17 protein-coding genes are annotated in these 16,504 nt (G+C 60.4%); 12 read left to right on the forward strand and 5 right to left on the reverse strand.

The features are described 5' to 3' along the window. Positions 1-196: 196 nt before the first annotated feature. The gene (locus tag RO069_RS15065) at positions 197-1,336 is read right to left on the reverse strand and encodes a cation diffusion facilitator family transporter (RefSeq protein WP_328188618.1); all 1,140 of its coding nucleotides are present in this window, start codon (positions 1,334-1,336) and stop codon (positions 197-199) included. Between the two features lie 441 nt (positions 1,337-1,777). Between RO069_RS15065 and RO069_RS15070 the strand changes: the two genes are divergently transcribed. Continuing rightward, positions 1,778-2,812, forward strand: coding sequence for a quinone-dependent dihydroorotate dehydrogenase (locus RO069_RS15070; protein WP_328188619.1), 1,035 nt, complete (start codon positions 1,778-1,780; stop codon positions 2,810-2,812). Between the two features lie 275 nt (positions 2,813-3,087). On the opposite strand, the gene rmf is transcribed toward RO069_RS15070, so the two are convergent. Continuing rightward, a complete protein-coding gene (gene rmf / locus RO069_RS15075; RefSeq protein ID WP_328188620.1) occupies positions 3,088-3,300 on the reverse strand; it encodes a ribosome modulation factor in 213 nt (70 codons plus the stop codon). 335 nt (positions 3,301-3,635) lie between these two features. Between rmf and rlmKL the strand changes: the two genes are divergently transcribed. After that, on the forward strand, positions 3,636-5,813 hold the full coding sequence (gene rlmKL, locus RO069_RS15080; protein ID WP_328188621.1) for a bifunctional 23S rRNA (guanine(2069)-N(7))-methyltransferase RlmK/23S rRNA (guanine(2445)-N(2))-methyltransferase RlmL: 2,178 nt from the start codon (positions 3,636-3,638) through the stop codon (positions 5,811-5,813). Positions 5,814-5,834: 21 nt separating this feature from the next. Here the strand turns inward: rlmKL and RO069_RS15085 are convergent, their stop codons facing one another. Beyond that, positions 5,835-6,347 (reverse strand): hypothetical protein, encoded by a 513-nt coding sequence (locus RO069_RS15085; protein WP_328188623.1) that lies wholly within the window; start codon positions 6,345-6,347, stop codon positions 5,835-5,837. 499 nt (positions 6,348-6,846) lie between these two features. Here RO069_RS15085 and RO069_RS15090 point away from each other — a divergent pair, with 499 nt between their 5' ends. Next, positions 6,847-8,142, forward strand: a complete 1,296-nt coding sequence (locus RO069_RS15090) for a M18 family aminopeptidase (protein ID WP_328188680.1) — start codon at positions 6,847-6,849, stop codon at positions 8,140-8,142. Between the two features lie 212 nt (positions 8,143-8,354). Continuing rightward, the gene (locus RO069_RS15095; protein WP_328188624.1) at positions 8,355-8,807 is read left to right on the forward strand and encodes an Sbal_3080 family lipoprotein; all 453 of its coding nucleotides are present in this window, start codon (positions 8,355-8,357) and stop codon (positions 8,805-8,807) included. A gap of 39 nt (positions 8,808-8,846) precedes the next feature. On the opposite strand, the gene RO069_RS15100 is transcribed toward RO069_RS15095, so the two are convergent. Together RO069_RS15100 and RO069_RS15105 are read right to left on the reverse strand one after the other, a co-directional pair. Continuing rightward, positions 8,847-9,608, reverse strand: a complete 762-nt coding sequence (locus tag RO069_RS15100) for a 4'-phosphopantetheinyl transferase family protein (RefSeq protein WP_328188625.1) — start codon at positions 9,606-9,608, stop codon at positions 8,847-8,849. A gap of 3 nt (positions 9,609-9,611) precedes the next feature. Beyond that, positions 9,612-10,052 carry an excinuclease ATPase subunit gene (locus RO069_RS15105; RefSeq protein ID WP_328188626.1) on the reverse strand — a complete coding sequence of 147 codons (441 nt, stop codon included), beginning with the start codon at positions 10,050-10,052 and terminating at the stop codon, positions 9,612-9,614. 261 nt (positions 10,053-10,313) lie between these two features. Between RO069_RS15105 and RO069_RS15110 the strand changes: the two genes are divergently transcribed. The 8 genes from RO069_RS15110 to RO069_RS15145 are packed head-to-tail and all read left to right on the forward strand — an operon-like array spanning position 10,314 to position 16,496. After that, a complete protein-coding gene (locus tag RO069_RS15110; protein WP_328188628.1) occupies positions 10,314-11,129 on the forward strand; it encodes a beta-ketoacyl synthase chain length factor in 816 nt (271 codons plus the stop codon). Next, positions 11,126-11,890 (forward strand): lysophospholipid acyltransferase family protein, encoded by a 765-nt coding sequence (locus RO069_RS15115; RefSeq protein ID WP_328188630.1) that lies wholly within the window; start codon positions 11,126-11,128, stop codon positions 11,888-11,890. The genes RO069_RS15110 and RO069_RS15115 overlap by 4 nt, the downstream gene beginning before the upstream one ends. Further along, positions 11,883-12,143, forward strand: coding sequence for a phosphopantetheine-binding protein (locus RO069_RS15120; protein WP_328188632.1), 261 nt, complete (start codon positions 11,883-11,885; stop codon positions 12,141-12,143). Before RO069_RS15115 ends, RO069_RS15120 begins: the two co-directional genes overlap by 8 nt. Positions 12,144-12,166: 23 nt before the next feature. Next, positions 12,167-12,427, forward strand: a complete 261-nt coding sequence (locus RO069_RS15125) for an acyl carrier protein (protein WP_328188634.1) — start codon at positions 12,167-12,169, stop codon at positions 12,425-12,427. An 8-nt stretch (positions 12,428-12,435) separates the two neighbouring features. Then, positions 12,436-12,990, forward strand: coding sequence for a hypothetical protein (locus RO069_RS15130; protein WP_328188636.1), 555 nt, complete (start codon positions 12,436-12,438; stop codon positions 12,988-12,990). Then, complete coding sequence (locus tag RO069_RS15135) at positions 12,983-14,794, forward strand: AMP-binding protein (RefSeq protein ID WP_328188638.1); 1,812 nt, start codon at positions 12,983-12,985, stop codon at positions 14,792-14,794. The genes RO069_RS15130 and RO069_RS15135 overlap by 8 nt, the downstream gene beginning before the upstream one ends. Continuing rightward, positions 14,791-15,558 carry a glycosyltransferase family 2 protein gene (locus tag RO069_RS15140; RefSeq protein ID WP_328188639.1) on the forward strand — a complete coding sequence of 256 codons (768 nt, stop codon included), beginning with the start codon at positions 14,791-14,793 and terminating at the stop codon, positions 15,556-15,558. Before RO069_RS15135 ends, RO069_RS15140 begins: the two co-directional genes overlap by 4 nt. After that, positions 15,555-16,496 carry an LpxL/LpxP family acyltransferase gene (locus RO069_RS15145; RefSeq protein ID WP_328188640.1) on the forward strand — a complete coding sequence of 314 codons (942 nt, stop codon included), beginning with the start codon at positions 15,555-15,557 and terminating at the stop codon, positions 16,494-16,496. Before RO069_RS15140 ends, RO069_RS15145 begins: the two co-directional genes overlap by 4 nt. Positions 16,497-16,504 lie beyond the last annotated feature (8 nt).

Consider the following 16,504-nt stretch of genomic DNA (forward strand, 5'->3'; position numbering starts at 1 on the left):
GCGCCAGTCCGAAGGTGTGGTGGTTCCACATCAAGGGCTGGCAACACCGGCCAGAAGCCCCAGCGTCGCGCCCTTCGGGAGCCACTGAGAGCCTTGATAGCCGCGTTGCGTCGGCTCGATTTGGAACCACCAAACCTTCGCCAACGCGCCTTGCTCTCAGTGGCTCAGTAGGTCAGCGAATTAACCGCACGGGACACTAGCCTTCAGGCCGCCAGACCTTCAGGCTCCCCAGCCAGGCCGGGTGTCCAAGATTCGCTAACATCTGCTCTGGTGACGGCAACCGGACGTCGGGATCCTCGATGAACAGTTCCACATGCACCTGGTTACCCAGATAGTGAAGGCGCAGGTGATGTCCGAGGGCGTCCAGCTCTGGCAGGCCTTCCCGGAAAACCCCATGGATTTCACGGCGCGTGGGCAACTGCTGGGTGGTGATGGTGCCTCGCTGGTCGTTCTCGGCATCGATGTGGAAGTTGATCAGGCGGATGTGGGGCAGGGTGTCACGCATGCGCCGGATCACCTGCATGCCGATCTGGTGGCCTTCGGAGACGCTGATCTCGGACTTCACCACCAGGTGCACGTCCACCAGTATGTCGCTGCCCATCCGCCGGCTGCGGAGGTCATGGATGTTGAGCACCCCCTCGGTGTCGGCCGCCGCCGTCCTCAGGCGGTCGGTATCCTCGTCCGATAGGCCGGTGTCCACCAGTTCCCGCACGCTGTTCCAGGCCAGCTGCCACCCCACGTGGGCAATGATCACCGCGATGACAATGGCGGCGACGGCGTCCAGCCAGGGAAATCCTGTCATGGCCCCGGCGGCACCCACCAGCACCACAATGGAGGAGAAGGCATCGGTGCGGCTATGCCAGGCGTTGGCCACGATCAGGTCGGAGCGGATGTGTTCACCCACACGGCGGGTGTAGCGGAAGATCCATTCCTTGCCGGCCACGGACACCAAGGCGATGACCAGTACCGGCCAGCCGGGAACAGGCAGCGGGGCGTCCGACATTACCCGCCAGGTATTGTCCCAGGCCAGCGCGCCGCCGATGGCGATCAGGAAGCTGCCCAGGATCATCGTGCCGAGGGTTTCAAAGCGCTGGTGGCCGTAGGGGTGGTCGGAGTCCGGTTCGCGCCTTGAAAGCTTCATGACGACCAGCACAACCAGGTCCGAAATAACGTCGGTAAAGGAGTGGATGCCATCCACCAGCAACGCCTGGGAATGGAACAGCCAGCCACCGAGGCATTTCAGCACTCCCAGGAGGGCATCCAGCACCATGCCGATAACGGTAACCCGTGACGCGGCCCGGAACTCAGCGTCGAGTCGCTGCTGACTGGATAACATGTAAACTCCTGTTAAATGGCGCGGAAGATGCGGTCTGGATCACGGAATCCTGTTCGCTTTATGCACAAGACCCGTGCATTACCAATGAATGACGAAATGGTAGCTTAACCGGGATTTTTATGCTTACACGTTTGCAAGTTCATGAAAATAAAGAATAAAATAACTGGTCAAAAAATAACCAATCTGCAGAGAGTGGCGTGAGGCAAGGGATCTGATCGGTTGAAAAGGGATTTTCAACAGAGTTATCCACAGATTTCGTGGAAAAGGTCACAAGAGCTTAACCATACAGTCATTTAGGAGTCACTGGTGTGCAACAGAAGCTACTGTGGAAAACTTCCGTTATACTCCCAACCCCGATTTTTCGGCGCGGAATAATACCAGAAATTTTTTAGATGTAACCTTTGCCGGCGTTCTTTTCCGGCAATGACTCCGGGGTTGTCTATGTATACGTTGCTTCGCAGGATTCTGTTCACCCTGCCACCGGAAACCGCCCACCGGGTTGCCCTGTGCGGACTCGACCTGGCGGCGGGCAGCGGTTTGCTGAAGCCGTTCGTTCATCCGCCCAGGGACTTCCCGGTCAGGGTGATGGGGCTGGATTTTCCCAATCCGGTGGGTCTTGCCGCGGGCCTCGACAAGAACGCCGATCACCTGCAGGGGCTGGGCGCCCTGGGCTTCGGTTTTATTGAGGTGGGCACGGTGACTCCGCAGCCCCAGCCGGGCAACCCGGCGCCGCGGATGTTTCGACTGCCGGAGCACGGCGCCATCATCAACCGGATGGGCTTCAATAATGAGGGGCTGGAACACCTGGTGGGCAAGGTGGCCAACCGCCGTTATCCCGGTGTGCTGGGTATCAATGTCGGCAAGAACAAGGTGACGCCGGCGGAGGAGGCAGAGTCGGATTACCGCAAGGGCATCGCCGCCGTGTATGACTATGCCGACTACATTACCGTCAACGTATCGTCTCCCAACACACCCGGCCTGCGGGACCTGCAGTTCGGCGATTCCCTGAAACAGCTACTGGCCTCGATCAAGCAGGAGCAGTCGGCCCAGCACCAACGGAGTGGCCGCTACGTGCCCCTGGCGGTGAAGATTGCGCCGGATATGGACGACGGGGAAATCGTCTTTGTGGCCAATGCCCTGAAGGAAGCCGGTATCGACGGCGTGGTGGCCACCAACACCACTATTGCCCGGGACCGGGTAAAAGGCTACCCCCATGCCGACGAAGCCGGCGGACTCAGCGGGCAGCCGGTGCGTGAGGCCTCGCTCAGAGTCATCCAGGGGCTTTACCGGGAACTGGGCGACGAGATTCCCATTATCGGCGTGGGGGGCATCAGCGACGGCGAGAGCGCGGCCGAGAAGATCCGCGCCGGCGCCAGACTGGTTCAGCTCTACACGGGTTTTATCTACCGGGGACCGGCCCTGGTCGGGGAGGCGGTGGAAGCGATCCGGGCACTGGAAAAAGAAAGGGCCCGCTGAGCGGGCCCGTGCGGGGAATAAACCCCGTGGCGACTTGACGTCTTTCTGATTCGGGTCGAGTGGACCCGGTTCTGGGTTCCGGCGTTTGGTGGAGGGGGGCCGGTGCACCCCTGTACTCAAGCCAGATTGTCAATGGGTTTTGTCGTCCTGCTGACGACCTTTTAAAGTGTTGTGTGTCCGCCTGAAAGCGGTTCTGTCTCTGGTGTTGCTCGAAAAAACATCCAACTAGAGACATTCTTCCAGCCCGGAGCACGCGGGGTTGATATCAGGGCAGGTCAGGCCGTTCCGTTAGCGGCCAACCTGTGGATGCCGGAGACACCGGTCATGCCTTCCCAGTTGTCGGTGCGTCCTTCCCGCCAGCCGCTGAGCCATTCCTGTCTGGCCTCTGGCTGGTCCAGCGGGCAGCTGTCCTTGGATTTTCCGGACACGCCGGCTTGGTATCCCCGCTTGAATGCGCGAGCGTACATGTCTCTTTTCTGTCTTTTCATGCCGTTCCTCACCTACATGGATTTACAGAACAAGCGTGTACACGTCTGTCGTTGCTGGCTGAACAAAATCCCTGTAAGAACAAACCGCTACGGGTTTGGGGATAGCGTTCCCGCAATAACAGTCAGGATCCTGAGACGGGGAAGAACCGCTGGTTTTTCCCCTCAAATTTGACGCGTCAGTTACACCCTATGACGAATCCGGTGACTGAGTACAGTATTTATTTCATCTATATGACCCCGCCTTTATGTTTATGTGAAATAACCCGCCGTCGGTTACCATGCGCTACCTTATTAAACAGGCGCGCAGGCGCGGGGTCGAACGTCCGGAGGATTTTGTGGCTGAGCAACATGAGTATTTCGTAACCTGCCCCCGGGGCATAGACACCCTCCTGCAGGAGGAGTTGGCGTCCTTTGGCCTGCATCCCCTGAAGACGGCCCCGGCGGGTGTCTGGGTCCGGGGTGGATTATCGGAGGGCTATCGCGCCTGCCTGTGGTCCCGTCTTGCCAACCGGGTGTTGCTGCACCTGGCAACCGTGGATGCACGTTCCAATGAGGCCCTGTACCAGGGCGTCTACGAGATCCCCTGGGAGGACCACCTGAAGGTGACCGGCAAATTCCGGGTGGTGTTCTCCGGCACCAACGAACTGATCCGCAATACCCAGTACGGCGCCCAGAAGGTCAAGGATGCGGTGGTGGATCGATTGCGGGGCAAGGGCACGGTCCGTCCCAGCGTGGACCCCAAGGACCCGGACATCACCGTGTCGGCCCGCCTGCACCGTGGCCAGGTGGAACTGGCTATCGACCTCAGCGGCGACAGCTTGCACATGCGGGGCTATCGCACCGAGAAGGGCGTCGCCCCGGTGCGGGAGAACCTGGCCTCGGCACTGCTGCTGCGGGCAGGCTGGCCCGATATTGTCGGTAACGGCGGCGATTTTGTGGATCCCATGTGTGGTTCCGGCACGCTGTTGATCGAGGCGGCCCTGATGGCCCTGGACCAGGCGCCGGGACGGTTGCGAAAGCAGTTTGGTTTCGAGCGCTGGCTGGGGCACCAGCCGGACCTGTGGCTGGAACTGCGCCAGGAGGCCGAGCGCCGGGCCTGGGAAGGCAAGCAGGGACGACTTCCCCGTTTTGTCGGCTATGACCAGGACAGCCGGGTCATCGCCACCGCCTGGCGTAATATCACCCGGGCCGGGCTGGAAGGGCTGATTCATGTGGAAGCGCGATCGGTGGAGGCGTTCCACCGTGATGGCCAGTGGGCCAGTGAGGGGCTGGTGCTGGTAAACCCGCCCTATGGCGAACGCCTGAGCGAGCGGAAGGAACTGGGTGCTCTCTACCAGCAACTGGGAGAGCGGGTTCGGGAGCACCTCCAGGGCTGGCGACTGGGTGTGTTCACCGGGGTGCCGGAACTGGGCCATGCCATCGGCCTGCGCAGCCATCGTCAGTATCGCCTCTTTAACGGCAAGATTCCGGCCCAGTTACTGTTGTTCGAGATCAATGACGACAACGCCGTGCGCCCCCGTGAGATGTCGACGCCTGGTGAGGTTCGCCCGAGAATCAGTCATCCCGAGCGTGCGAAGATGCTGGAGAACCGTCTCCGGAAGAACCTGAAATCCCTCGGGCAGTGGGCCCGCAAACAGGATATCCAGTGTTACCGGCTCTACGATGCGGACATGCCGGAGTTTGCCCTGGCCATCGATATTTATTGTGATCAGGTGCATGTGCAGGAGTACGCGGCCCCCAAATCCGTCGATGAGAAGAGCGCCCGGGAGCGGCTGGCGGAGGCCATGGCGGTCATTCCGGAAGTGCTGGGGGTGCCGCCGGACTATGTGGTCTGCAAGCAGCGTCAGCGCCAGAGCGGTACCCGTCAGTATGAAAAACAGGACGCCACCGGCGAGTTCACGGAAGTGGACGAGCTGGGCAGCCGTTTGAAGGTCAACCTGAGGGACTACCTGGACACCGGTCTGTTCCTGGATCATCGACCGGTGCGGCGGTGGATCCGAGACCATGCGGCCGGCAAGCGCTTCCTGAACCTGTTCTGTTACACCGGGGCGGCGACGGTGCAGGCGGTGGCCGGTGGCGCCAGTCGGTCCCTGAGCCTGGATATGTCCAACACCTATGTGGACTGGGCCCGGGATAACCTGGCCCTGAACGGCGCGGACCCGAAACGGCATGTTGTTGAGCAGGCGGATTGCACGGCGTGGCTGGCCGGGAAACCGACCCCGGACCAGCGATTCGACCTGATCTTCATGGACCCGCCCACCTTTTCCAATTCCGCCCGCATGCGGGGCGTGCTGGATATCCAGCGTGACCATGGCAGGTTGATTGATCAGGCCATGGCCCGGCTGACGTCGGATGGGGTGTTGGTGTTCTCCAACAATTTCCGGCGCTTCAAGCTGGATGAGGAGCTGTCGGAGCGTTACGAGGTGAAGGACGTGACGGCCTCAACCCTGGACCGGGACTTCCAGCGTAACCCGAAGATCCACCAGTGCTGGCATATCCGTCACAAGGTGTGACGGTTCAACAGGTGCGCTGGCTCACCAGTCGTCGGGGCCTTGCTCCGACTCCCCAATCAGGCCTTCCTGGCGGGCGAGCAGGAGCAGGGCGTAGACGCCGTTTTCCGGCAGCTGTGGCTCCAGGCCCTGCTCGAACATGAGGTTCCGCCGGTGGTCTTCGAGGGTGTCCCGGTCGATGCCGGGCATCAGGTCGTCCAGGGGCGCGATCTCGAAGGGCACGGGCATGCCGACGGCGTCGAAGATGAGGTCGACCAGGGTTTCGTCCGGGTCCAGTCCGTCGGTGTACACCTGCTGGTCGGGCAGGTCTTCGTGGAGCGCCCGGGCCAGTTCGATCAGGGGGACGCCCTGTTCCCGCAGGTAGCGGAGTTCTTCCTCGGCCAGTTCGGCGTCAATGGGTAGCCAGCTTTCGTCCGGTTCGATCACCACGGTTTTCATGCGGCCGTCATCGAGGCTCCAGGTCATGGCGGTGGGGAAGAACAGGTCGTCGTTCTGGTAGAACTCGATATCGAGAAAGTGGGGGATGCCCTGCGGCATACTGACTCCTTGCCAATGATCAGCGGCGAATGGATGTTAGGCCACACCCGTAGTGAGGACCGATGTTGGGTAGCCTTTTCCAAGACCGTCGAGCGCCAGGGATGGCGCTCGTCGAGCCCTACATGGACGTACTTGCGGGGCGTGTCCTGGAAAAGGCTACCCAATAGCGGGCCGACAGGGAAGCACTGGATCTGATATCAATGCAGTTGGACGGATAGTTGGGTGCCAGGGCCCGGGTGGCGGTATGGTTTTCCGGGACACGCCGTGGATACGTCCCTGTAGGCTCTTCGAAAACGTCCCTGTTTTCGAAGGTCCCGGAAAACCATACCGCCACCCGGACCTCCAGCTGCGCAGTAACCCTCGGAAGCCATTTCCACTTCGGCCGCCCTCTAATCTTAGAGTTATCGCCGTGCTTATGGCGTTTGTACTGATTGGAGTAACCCGGTTGTGTCATGCGATACTCCCAATCATTGAATCCTTCATGAGTATTCGAAAACCTATGGAACACACCAGCTTCAATCAGAACCTGCTCGATTTCCTCACTACCTCACCGACACCCTGGCATGCCACCGGAAACATGACCCGGATACTCGACAAGGCCGGGTTTCAGGCCCTGGACGAGCGTGAGGGCTGGAACCTGAAGCAGGGGCAGGGCTATTACGTGGTGCGCAATGGGTCCTCCATCGTCGCCTTCCGCACCGGCAAACGGTCGCCGCTGGAAGCCGGCATCCGCATGACCGGAGCCCACACCGACAGCCCCTGCCTGAAAGTGAAACCCAACCCCGAACTGCGCCGCAAGGGCTTCTACCAGGTGGGCGTGGAGGTCTATGGCGGGGTGCTGCTCAACCCCTGGTTTGACCGGGATCTGTCACTGGCTGGGCGGGTTACGCTGCTGGACGGGCAGGGCAAGGTGCAGGATTGTCTGGTGGACTTCCGGCGTCCGGTGGCGTTTATTCCCAGCCTCGCCATCCATCTGGACCGGGAAGCCAACAGCAACCGCTCCATCAATCCCCAGACCGACCTGCCACCGGTGCTCATGCAGGTGGGTGAGGACGATAAGACCGCCTTTACCGATCTGGTGGAAGCGCAAATCAAAAAGGAGCACCCGGAGCAGGGGATCAGCAGGATCCTGGGCTACGAGCTGAGCTTCTACGATGCCCAGCCGGCCAGTCTGTCTGGGCTGAGGGACGACTTCATCACCTCCGCCCGCCTGGACAACCTGCTCAGCTGCTACATCGGTTTGCAGGCGTTGCTGGATACCTCCGGCGATGAGCCGGCGCTGCTCGTGTGCAATGATCACGAGGAAGTGGGCAGCATGTCCGCGGAAGGTGCCCAGGGGCCGTTCCTGTCGTCGGTGCTGGACCGCTGGTGCGGTCCGGAAAACCGCAGCCGGGCAGTGGCCCGTTCCATGATGATTTCCGCCGACAATGCCCATGGGGTGCATCCGAACTACATTGATCGCCACGATGAGAACCATGGCCCGCTGCTCAACCAGGGGCCGGTGATCAAGATCAACCACAACCAGCGCTACGCCACCAACAGCCGGTCCGCGGCCCTGTACCGGCACATCAGCGATGAGCTGGGCCTGCCTCACCAGAGTTTCGTGGTACGCAGCGACATGGCTTGCGGCAGCACCATCGGCCCGCTGACTGCCGGTAACCTGGGCATCACCACCCTGGACATCGGCGTGCCGCAGTTCGGTATGCACTCGATCCGCGAACTCTGCGGCACCCGGGATGGCCATACCCTGTACCAGGTGCTCAAGGCCTTTATGGGCTGGCCGGAAGTGAATTAAGTCCTGGACGTATGTTTCAGTCCGACTCCGGGATCTATGAACACGAAGATTTGCGGAGTGGCGCCCATGTTTCGAGGGAAATGGCGCTGAGATTGTAAACTATTGAAAACTCCCCTGGAAATTGCTGTCCCAGCCGATAACCTGCGTAGGCTTTGGGTGTTTTACCCACTCATTTCCCGGGCCGCTGGCCCCCATTCTCCAGGGAGTTAAAGGTGATTCGAAAGATTGCAGTATTGGGATTGCTCGTATTCATGTCTGGTTGTTCCATCACCCAAAAGGTAGAGCCTGTCGCTTCATACGGTAGCGATAAGCTTTGTGTCATTGAGAACGATGATGTAAGGGAAGGTTTTCTGGATGCACTGGAAAGCAGTCTGGCTGGCCAGCGGATTGACTATACAGTCGTGGACGGAGGTGCAGTTCCGAAAGCCTGTCAATGGACCCTCACCTATACTGCCAACTGGCGCTGGGATTTGGCTATCTACATGGCCTATGCCGAGATCAAGGTGTTTGAAGGCCGCAGCCAGAAGGGAGGTGCGACCTACGATGCCATGCGCGGTGGCGCGAACATGAACAAGTTTATCGATGCCGAAGACAAGATCCGTGAGCTGGTAAATGAGTTGTTTGGCAACCAGTCGGCAGCCCTTTATCGCCGATTTGTCGGCTGAAGACGCCTTATGTGCTCTGGCGAGGACTGTCCAGAGCGCTCACTGAGCCCCGGTTTCCACCGGTTGAAAACCGGTAAACCGGCCCGGGGCGTTCTTTCCTTCCTGGTCCGGCCAGCCTTGCCAGAGGCTGGTTGGAGGCACATTTCCCGCGAAGGCCAGACTGAAACCGTCGAGTTCCTGCCACCAGGCCTGTAACGGCGTTTGCAGCGCCGTCTGGTCGGACGTTTTACTGAAATCGAGACCACCCAGGATGCTGGAAAACGCCCGCCTGCCATCAGCCTTGTACCAGGCCTCTTTCAGGGTCCAGAGGCGGTAGAATGCTGTCTCCCGTTCCGTCTCCGGAAGCTGTTCGAGGAATGCCTGTTCGCCGGCAGTGAAGTAGGTTTGGGCAAGTTGCGGGCGGTTGTGGCGGGGGCGATGACATTCAATGTCGATACCGCAGGCGCCCCGGTTACTCAGGGCGACGGCTACCCGTTTCCGGCTGTGGGCGAGGGAGCAGTGCCAGCCTTGTGCAGCAACGGCTGTCAGGGCCGGTGGAGAGTCGGCTGGGTAATCAATGGTCCATGTGTCGAGGGGCTGTTCTGGCGCGATAGTCGCGGTAAGGGCATGGCGTAACAATGCCCGGCTCAGGAGATATTCGATGTGCCGTTTGCCCTGGTAGTTTGCCAGGATATTGCGTTCATCCTGGTTCAGGCATGTCAGCCAGTGGGCGGCTTGACGGTCGGTTGGCGAGGTCGGGAAGGGGGGCGACAGGAACAACCGGCTGATGGGCTGTTCCGTGTGCTGGCCCCCCTTAGCCACGAGTCAGTCTTCCAGGCGCACAAAGCGACCCTTCAACGCAACGCCGGCCAGGATGGCTCCTGCATGGCATTCGAATTCGGTTGCGCTGGCCATTTCCTGTTTGTCGTAGTAGCTGACGATGTCCACGACGGCATTGGCTCCATCCTGTTTGGCGCGCTCCTGCAGGGCAATCATCGCTGACAGGAAAACCCATTTGCAGGCCTCTTCGTCAGATTTGCCGAAGGCGTTGGTCTTCTTGTTGGTGACTGCCTCGAACAGGGAATCCCCAACGGCGGGATGGTCTTGACCGGAAAAGTAAAACTCGACTGAGCCGTCCAGCTTGGCTTTGGCATCTGGTGTATTCAATGCTTCTTCCAGCGAAAGCATGTGAACAGTGTCCCGACTATAGGCTGGAGAGGCAAAAACGGTTGCCAGAAGGGTGGCAAGAATCAGTAGTTTTTTCAAAGTAGTATCCTTAGTCCTTTAATAAAACGGTCGATTGTGACGGCGCCTAACTGTAGCTTTTTGTGATAAGTCAATCAAATGTAACACTTTGTCATACCGTGAAAGGCAATCTTGCGATAATTCATGTCTGGCGGGTAGAATCGCGCCGGGTTTATTACCAGAATTTTACTTTATAAGTGGCCGTGGTTTCCCTGTTGTTGGTGTTGTCGCAGATGAAGTGCGTACCGGCGGGCTGCGGGTTGTCCAGGACAGAGATCCAGCATGCACACCTATCACCTTACGCTTCATCATTGGGCGGCGTTTTCACCTGACCGAAAGGAACCTGGTGAGTGGGCCAGTTGGGCCGCTGGTCCTTCCCGGGCTCCCTCCTGTCCGGCGGAGCCGTACAAGCCCGACCTTCCAGGTGTGCCGCCCATGCTCAGGCGACGGCTTAGTGGCATGGGAAAGGCGGCATTATGGTGTGCCGGCCAGGTGCTGGACGCCAATACCGGGCCTGAACCTGTCACCAGCATATTCTGTTCGCAGCATGGCGAAGTCAGTCGCACCGTTGCCTTGCTGAAAGAACTGGCTGAGCAGTCGCCATTGTCGCCGGCATCCTTCAGCCTGTCGGTGCATAATGCGATTGGCGGGATTCATTCCATTGCCGGCGGCGTTGAACATTCCATTACAGCCATTGCCGGCGGTCCGGATAGTCCGTTTTCGGCACTGCTGGAGGCATGGTCTCAACTGAGATTCAGGCAGTTGAAGGGAGAGGCTTCCGAGCGGGCCCTGTGCGTAATATACGACGATGAACTGCCGATGGAAGTAGCTGATGCGGAGGCTCGACAGGGTGATGTTCAGGCCATGGCGCTACTGGTCAGTTGTGGGGATGTGCCTACAGAGGGCAATACGCTGACATTTTCCTTCACATTGGCTCCCGGGGTTGAAGCGGAGGAAGATCCATCTGCTGATGTGGCCACCGATACATTGTTGAAGTTCGTGTTGGACGATGAAAGACAAACTGTGAGCTTTCAGGGTGATGGCCGCTCCTGGAGCTTTTCCAGATACAACCTTGAGGCGCCACGGGCCCGGTCATGAAAACGCTGAACAGGCTGTGGCGCATTCTGGCCACGGGATTCTCGTTTGCGGTTTTCGGGCTCGGAGGGCTTTTGCTGCCGCTGGTCATTGTGCCCGGTTCTCTGATATTGCGGGACGAACGTCGTCGGGAACGGTGGGTGAAGCAGATGATCGGTCGCTGTTTCTGGCTCTTTATCCGCTTGATGAACAGCCTTGGTATCCTGACCTATGACATCCGGGGGTTGGAGCGGTTGCGGGAACCGGGCCGTCTGATCATTGCCAACCATCCCACGCTCATTGACGTGGTGTTTCTGATGGCGCTGGTCCCCAATGCGGACTGTGTGATCAAGAGTGCGTTGCTGCGAAATCCGTTCACACGCGGGCCCCTGAAAGCCGGGCGGTACATCGCCAACGATGACCCTCTGGCAGTGGTGGAGGCAGCCCGGGATTCCATGGAGCGTGGCAACAGCGTGATCATTTTTCCGGAAGGGACCCGTTCCACACCGGGGGAGAAGATGGCGCTGCAGCGGGGGGCGGCGAACGTCGCCATACGCGCAGGCAAGAGACTGACACCGGTTATCGTTACCTGTTCGCCGCCAACCCTTACCAAGCAGACGCCCTGGTATCGCGTTCCGGATCGCCGGTTTCACATGACTTTCCGGGTGGGGGATGATATCGAGGTGGCGCCCTATCTCCAGGATCAGCGACCGGCGCTGATGTCCCGGCGACTGACAGACACAATCAGAGAATACTTGACCACGGAGTTAGCCCGTTATGAATGACCTTGAGCTGGAACTCAAGCAGATGGTGATTGATGTGCTCGATCTGGAGGACATGACACCGGAGGACATTGATTCATCCGAACCCCTGTTTGTGGAAGGGCTGGGCCTCGACTCCATTGACGCCCTGGAACTGGGGCTGGCGTTGCAGAAACAGTACGGGATCAAACTGGATTCGGATTCCGAGGAAACCCGAAAGCATTTTGCCAGCATCCAGGCGCTGGCACGTTTGGTCGCCAGCCACCAGGCGGCCTAGACCGGAACGCGGAGTATACGATCATGACGGAACTTGCAAGAACACGGGAAGAGATTTTCGAGCATATCGCTGGCGTGCTGACCGGGCTTTTCGAACTGGAGCGGGAAGCCATTACACCGGATGCGAACCTGTATGAGGATCTCGACATCGACAGCATCGACGCGGTGGATCTGGTGGTGGAACTCAAGCAATGGACCGGTCGGAAGATCCAGCCGGAGGCTTTCAAGACCGTCCGCACCGTCAATGATGTCGTCGACGCAGTAGACCAGTTGCTGAGCCGCTAAGGCTCGTTATGGTGGTATGGCTGAGCCGTCTGCTCATCGGCGGCCTGACGCTGCTGTATCCGCTTGCGGTGTACTGGGCGCTGACCAGGGGTGGGGTGTCCATGGCGGCACTGGCCCTGGTGCCTATTGCTGTCGTGCATGGGTTGCGGGCGGCAAAAGGCACCGCCACGTCCTGGATCTGGTTTGGGTTGTGCCTGCTTCTGGCCGCGTGGACCTGGCTTGCCCAGGATTCGATCGGGGTCAAGGCGTATCCGGTGCTGGTGAACGGGGGGCTGCTGCTGGCGTTCGTCTGGACGCTGGCCTACCCGCCAACGGCCATCGAACGACTGGCCAGGCTGCGTGAGCCGGAATTGCCGCCATCGGGAGTTCGCTATACCCGTTATGTCACCTGGGTCTGGGTGGCCTTCTTTGCCATGAACGGCAGCATTGCCGCCGCAACCCTGTGGGCAGAGGATCACGTCTGGGCACTCTACAATGGGCTGATCAGCTATCTCCTGATGGGTGCGTTGTTCCTCGGGGAATTTCTGTTCCGTCAGTATTACCGGAGTCGACAGAATGACTGAGTACTCCCTGTCCACGGTGATGACGTGTTATCAGGATCCGTCCGCCGTGGTGGCCACCGATGGTCGTCGCACCCTGGACCGTGCTGCGTTCGAGCGCCGGGTACGGCAATGGATGGCGGTACTGGCGCCACATCCTGCCCATGTATTTGGCATCTACCTGGACGATGCCGGAGAGTTTGCGGCCCTGCTGATGGCCCTCTGGCAGTGCGGAAGGACCCCCCTGTTGGCTGGCGATAACCTGCCGGCCACGGTGGCTCGCCTGGAGAAACATGCCAGTGCCCTGATCGGAAGCTTCGCCGCGCCGACGTCGCTGGCGAGTATTGCTGAACCGGAGCCAGAGGCCCCGGAGGTCGCCACGCCTTTCGTCTCCATCCCCCGTGATCACGCCGCCGTTATCGTGCTTACCTCCGGCAGCACCGGGGAGCCTCGTCCGGTCACCATGCACCTGGCCCAGCTGGAAGATGAAGTGGCGATGCATGAGGCCCAATGGCATGACGTTGCTGGCCAGGCCCTGGTAATCGGCACGGTAACGCACCAGCACGTTTACGGCCTGATCTGGCGGGTGTTATGGCCCCTGGCAGGGCAGCGGCCCCTGGCTCGTTACTATTCCCATTATCTGGAGGATGTCCTGGCCTGGTCCCGTGAATGCCGGGACCTGGTGCTGGTGACCACACCGAGCCACCTGGGGCGCTTGCCGGCTCACGCGGACTGGGCGTCGGCCAGGGGGGCCTGGCGAATGGTAGTGTCGTCCACGGCGCCGCTGGCGACGGCGGACAGCCTGGCCGCTGGTGAACGTTTCGGCGTTGCGGTCACTGAAATCTTTGGCAGTTCCGAAACCGGCGGCATCGCCTGGCGCCAGCAGCAGTGGGATCCAGTCTGGCAGACGTTGCCGGGTATCACCGTAGGGGTGGCCCAGGAGGACGATGAGGGCAGTGCCGGTATCGAGGGGAGGGCGAACAACGAAGGCCCGCTGGTCATCCGTTCGCCATTGCTGGGGCACGATCACTGGTTTGCCACCGGCGACCAGGCCCGTGTTGAGTCCGGCCAACGCTTCACCTTGCTGGGGCGGGTGGACCGCATCGCCAAGATTGAAGGCAAGCGGGTGTCGCTGACCGCCATGGAGCGGTGCCTGCAGGATCATGAGTGGGTCCGCGAGGCCAGGGTGGTTGTGCTGGGTGGTCATCGAACCCGTTGCGCGGTGGTGGCAACCCTGACGGATCCGGGCATGGAGGTGCTGGATCAGGTCGGGCGCCGGGCCTTCAGTGGCACTTTGCGGGAGTGGCTGGCGAGCACTTTCGAGGCGCCGGTCCTGCCCCGCCACTGGCGTTTCCCGGATGAGCTGCCTCGCAACGCCCAGGGCAAGGTACCACAGCATTTGCTGGCGGAGCTATTTCCAACAGAGAGTCTTCCCGCAGAGAGTCCCGTTCGTTCCGGCGTCCACCTGCCAGAGGTGCTTGCGTCCCGCGTAGAGGGCTCCGAAGTAACCCTGAGAATCCGTGTCCAGCAGGAGCTGGCGTATTTTCAGGGCCATTTCCCGGAGGTGCCCGTGCTGCCGGGCGTGGTGCAGGTCCATTGGGCGGAACACTTTGCACGGTCGTTATTGGGTGATGACCTGCCGTCCAGGGCTCGCTTCCGGCGCATGGAAGTGGTGAAGTTCCAGCAGGTGATCCAGCCGGGGCAGGAAGTAACGGTGGTACTGTCACTGGATCGGGCCCGGGGCCGGCTCGGTTTCCGCTTCCATGACGGTGACATCGGGTTTTCCTCTGGACGTCTGGTGTTTGTGGTCGAGGGTAACGGGCAATGACCATCCAGTGTTGCGGCCTGATTCCGGTCTACAACCACCCGGACGCCATTGCCGGGGTGGTGCGGGGTGTCCTGGCCGCCGGGCTTCCGGTGATCCTGGTGGATGACGGCTCCGAGACACTCTGCCGGGACGTGCTGGTGAAGCTGGCCGCTGGTGATCCGCGCATCCATTTACACCAGCTTCCCCGCAACCTGGGCAAGGGAGGAGCCGTCAAGGCCGGTTTGCGTGTCGCCCGTGAGCTGGGCTATAGCCACGCCCTGCAGATCGATGCCGACGGGCAGCATGATGCCCGCGACATCCCCCGTCTGCTGGCATTTGGCCGTCGTCATCCGACGGCGATCATCTCCGGCCATCCGGATTACGATGACAGCGTGCCGGCGCTTCGCTATTACAGCCGTTACCTGACCCATGTCTGGGTCTGGATCAACACCCTGTCGCTGATGATCCGCGACTCCATGTGTGGCTTCCGGGTGTACCCGGTGGAGCCCTGTTGCCAGTTGCTGGAGAGCCAGTTCACCGGTGACCACATGGATTTCGACACCGAAGTGCTGGTGAAGTGGCAGTGGGCCGGGGGCGAGATCCTTCAGTTGCCGGTCAGGGTGCGCTACCCGGCGGATGGTATATCCCATTTCCGTGGCTGGCAGGACAATTGGCTGATTACCCGCATGCATACCAGGCTGTTCTTCGGTATGCTGGCGCGCCTGCCCCGATTGCTGGGACGACACCTGCGTTCCGTTAACGGTCAGGGGAGGATCGGTTCGTGACAACATCTCACTGGGCCTCAATCGGCGAGACCGGCGCCCTGTGGGGATTGCGGTTCATGTTTCGCGTGTACCACTGGCTGGGGCGGATGCCCTTCCGGCTGTGTCTGTACCCGGTGATTCTCTATTATTTCCTGGCCCACCGGGGTGCCCGTCAGGCGTCCCTGGACTACCTGGAACACCTGGAGCGACAGGGCCTGTTGTCGGGTGGTCGGTCCCTGGCCGCGCACAGCTACCGGCATTTCCTGAATTTCGGCGAGAGCATACTGGACAAGCTGGCGGTCTGGCAGGGAGACATCACCCTGGATAACATCCGGTTTGTCCGCCACCAGGCCTTTGACGACCTGGCGAATACCGGTCGGGGCGGCCTGCTGATCGGCTCCCACCTGGGCAACCTGGAAATATGCCGGGCCCTGGCCCAACGCAATACCGGCATGACCTTCAACGTCCTGATGCATACCGCCCATGCCACCCGATTCAATGAGATGCTGCGCCGGGTCAGTGGCGATAGTCATGTCAATATCCTGCAGGTGAGCGATATCAACCCGGCCACCGCCATTGTGCTGCAGCAGAAACTGGATGCCGGCGAGTTCCTGGTGATTGCCGGTGATCGCACACCCGTGTCCGGCGAAGGCAATACCCGCGAAGCGCCATTCCTGGGAGAATCTGCCCACTTTCCCGTCGGCCCCTTTATTCTGGCCTCGATCCTCCGTTGTCCGGTGTTGAGTATTTTCTGCCTGCGGCAGGAGGAGGCCGGAAAGCCGGGTTATGACCTGTATATCGAGCCTTTCGCGGAGCGCCTGCGGCTGCCCCGAAAGGATCGCCATGGGGCCTTGGACGAGTGTGTCCAGCGCTGGGCCGGGCGCCTGGAGCACTACTGCGCCCTGGCACCGCTGCAGTGGTACAACTTTTACGACTTCTGGGCCCGCCCCGGACGATAACCTATCCA

The organism is Marinobacter sp. OP 3.4, from assembly GCF_036224885.1.
Taxonomy (GTDB): Bacteria; Pseudomonadota; Gammaproteobacteria; order Pseudomonadales; family Oleiphilaceae; genus Marinobacter.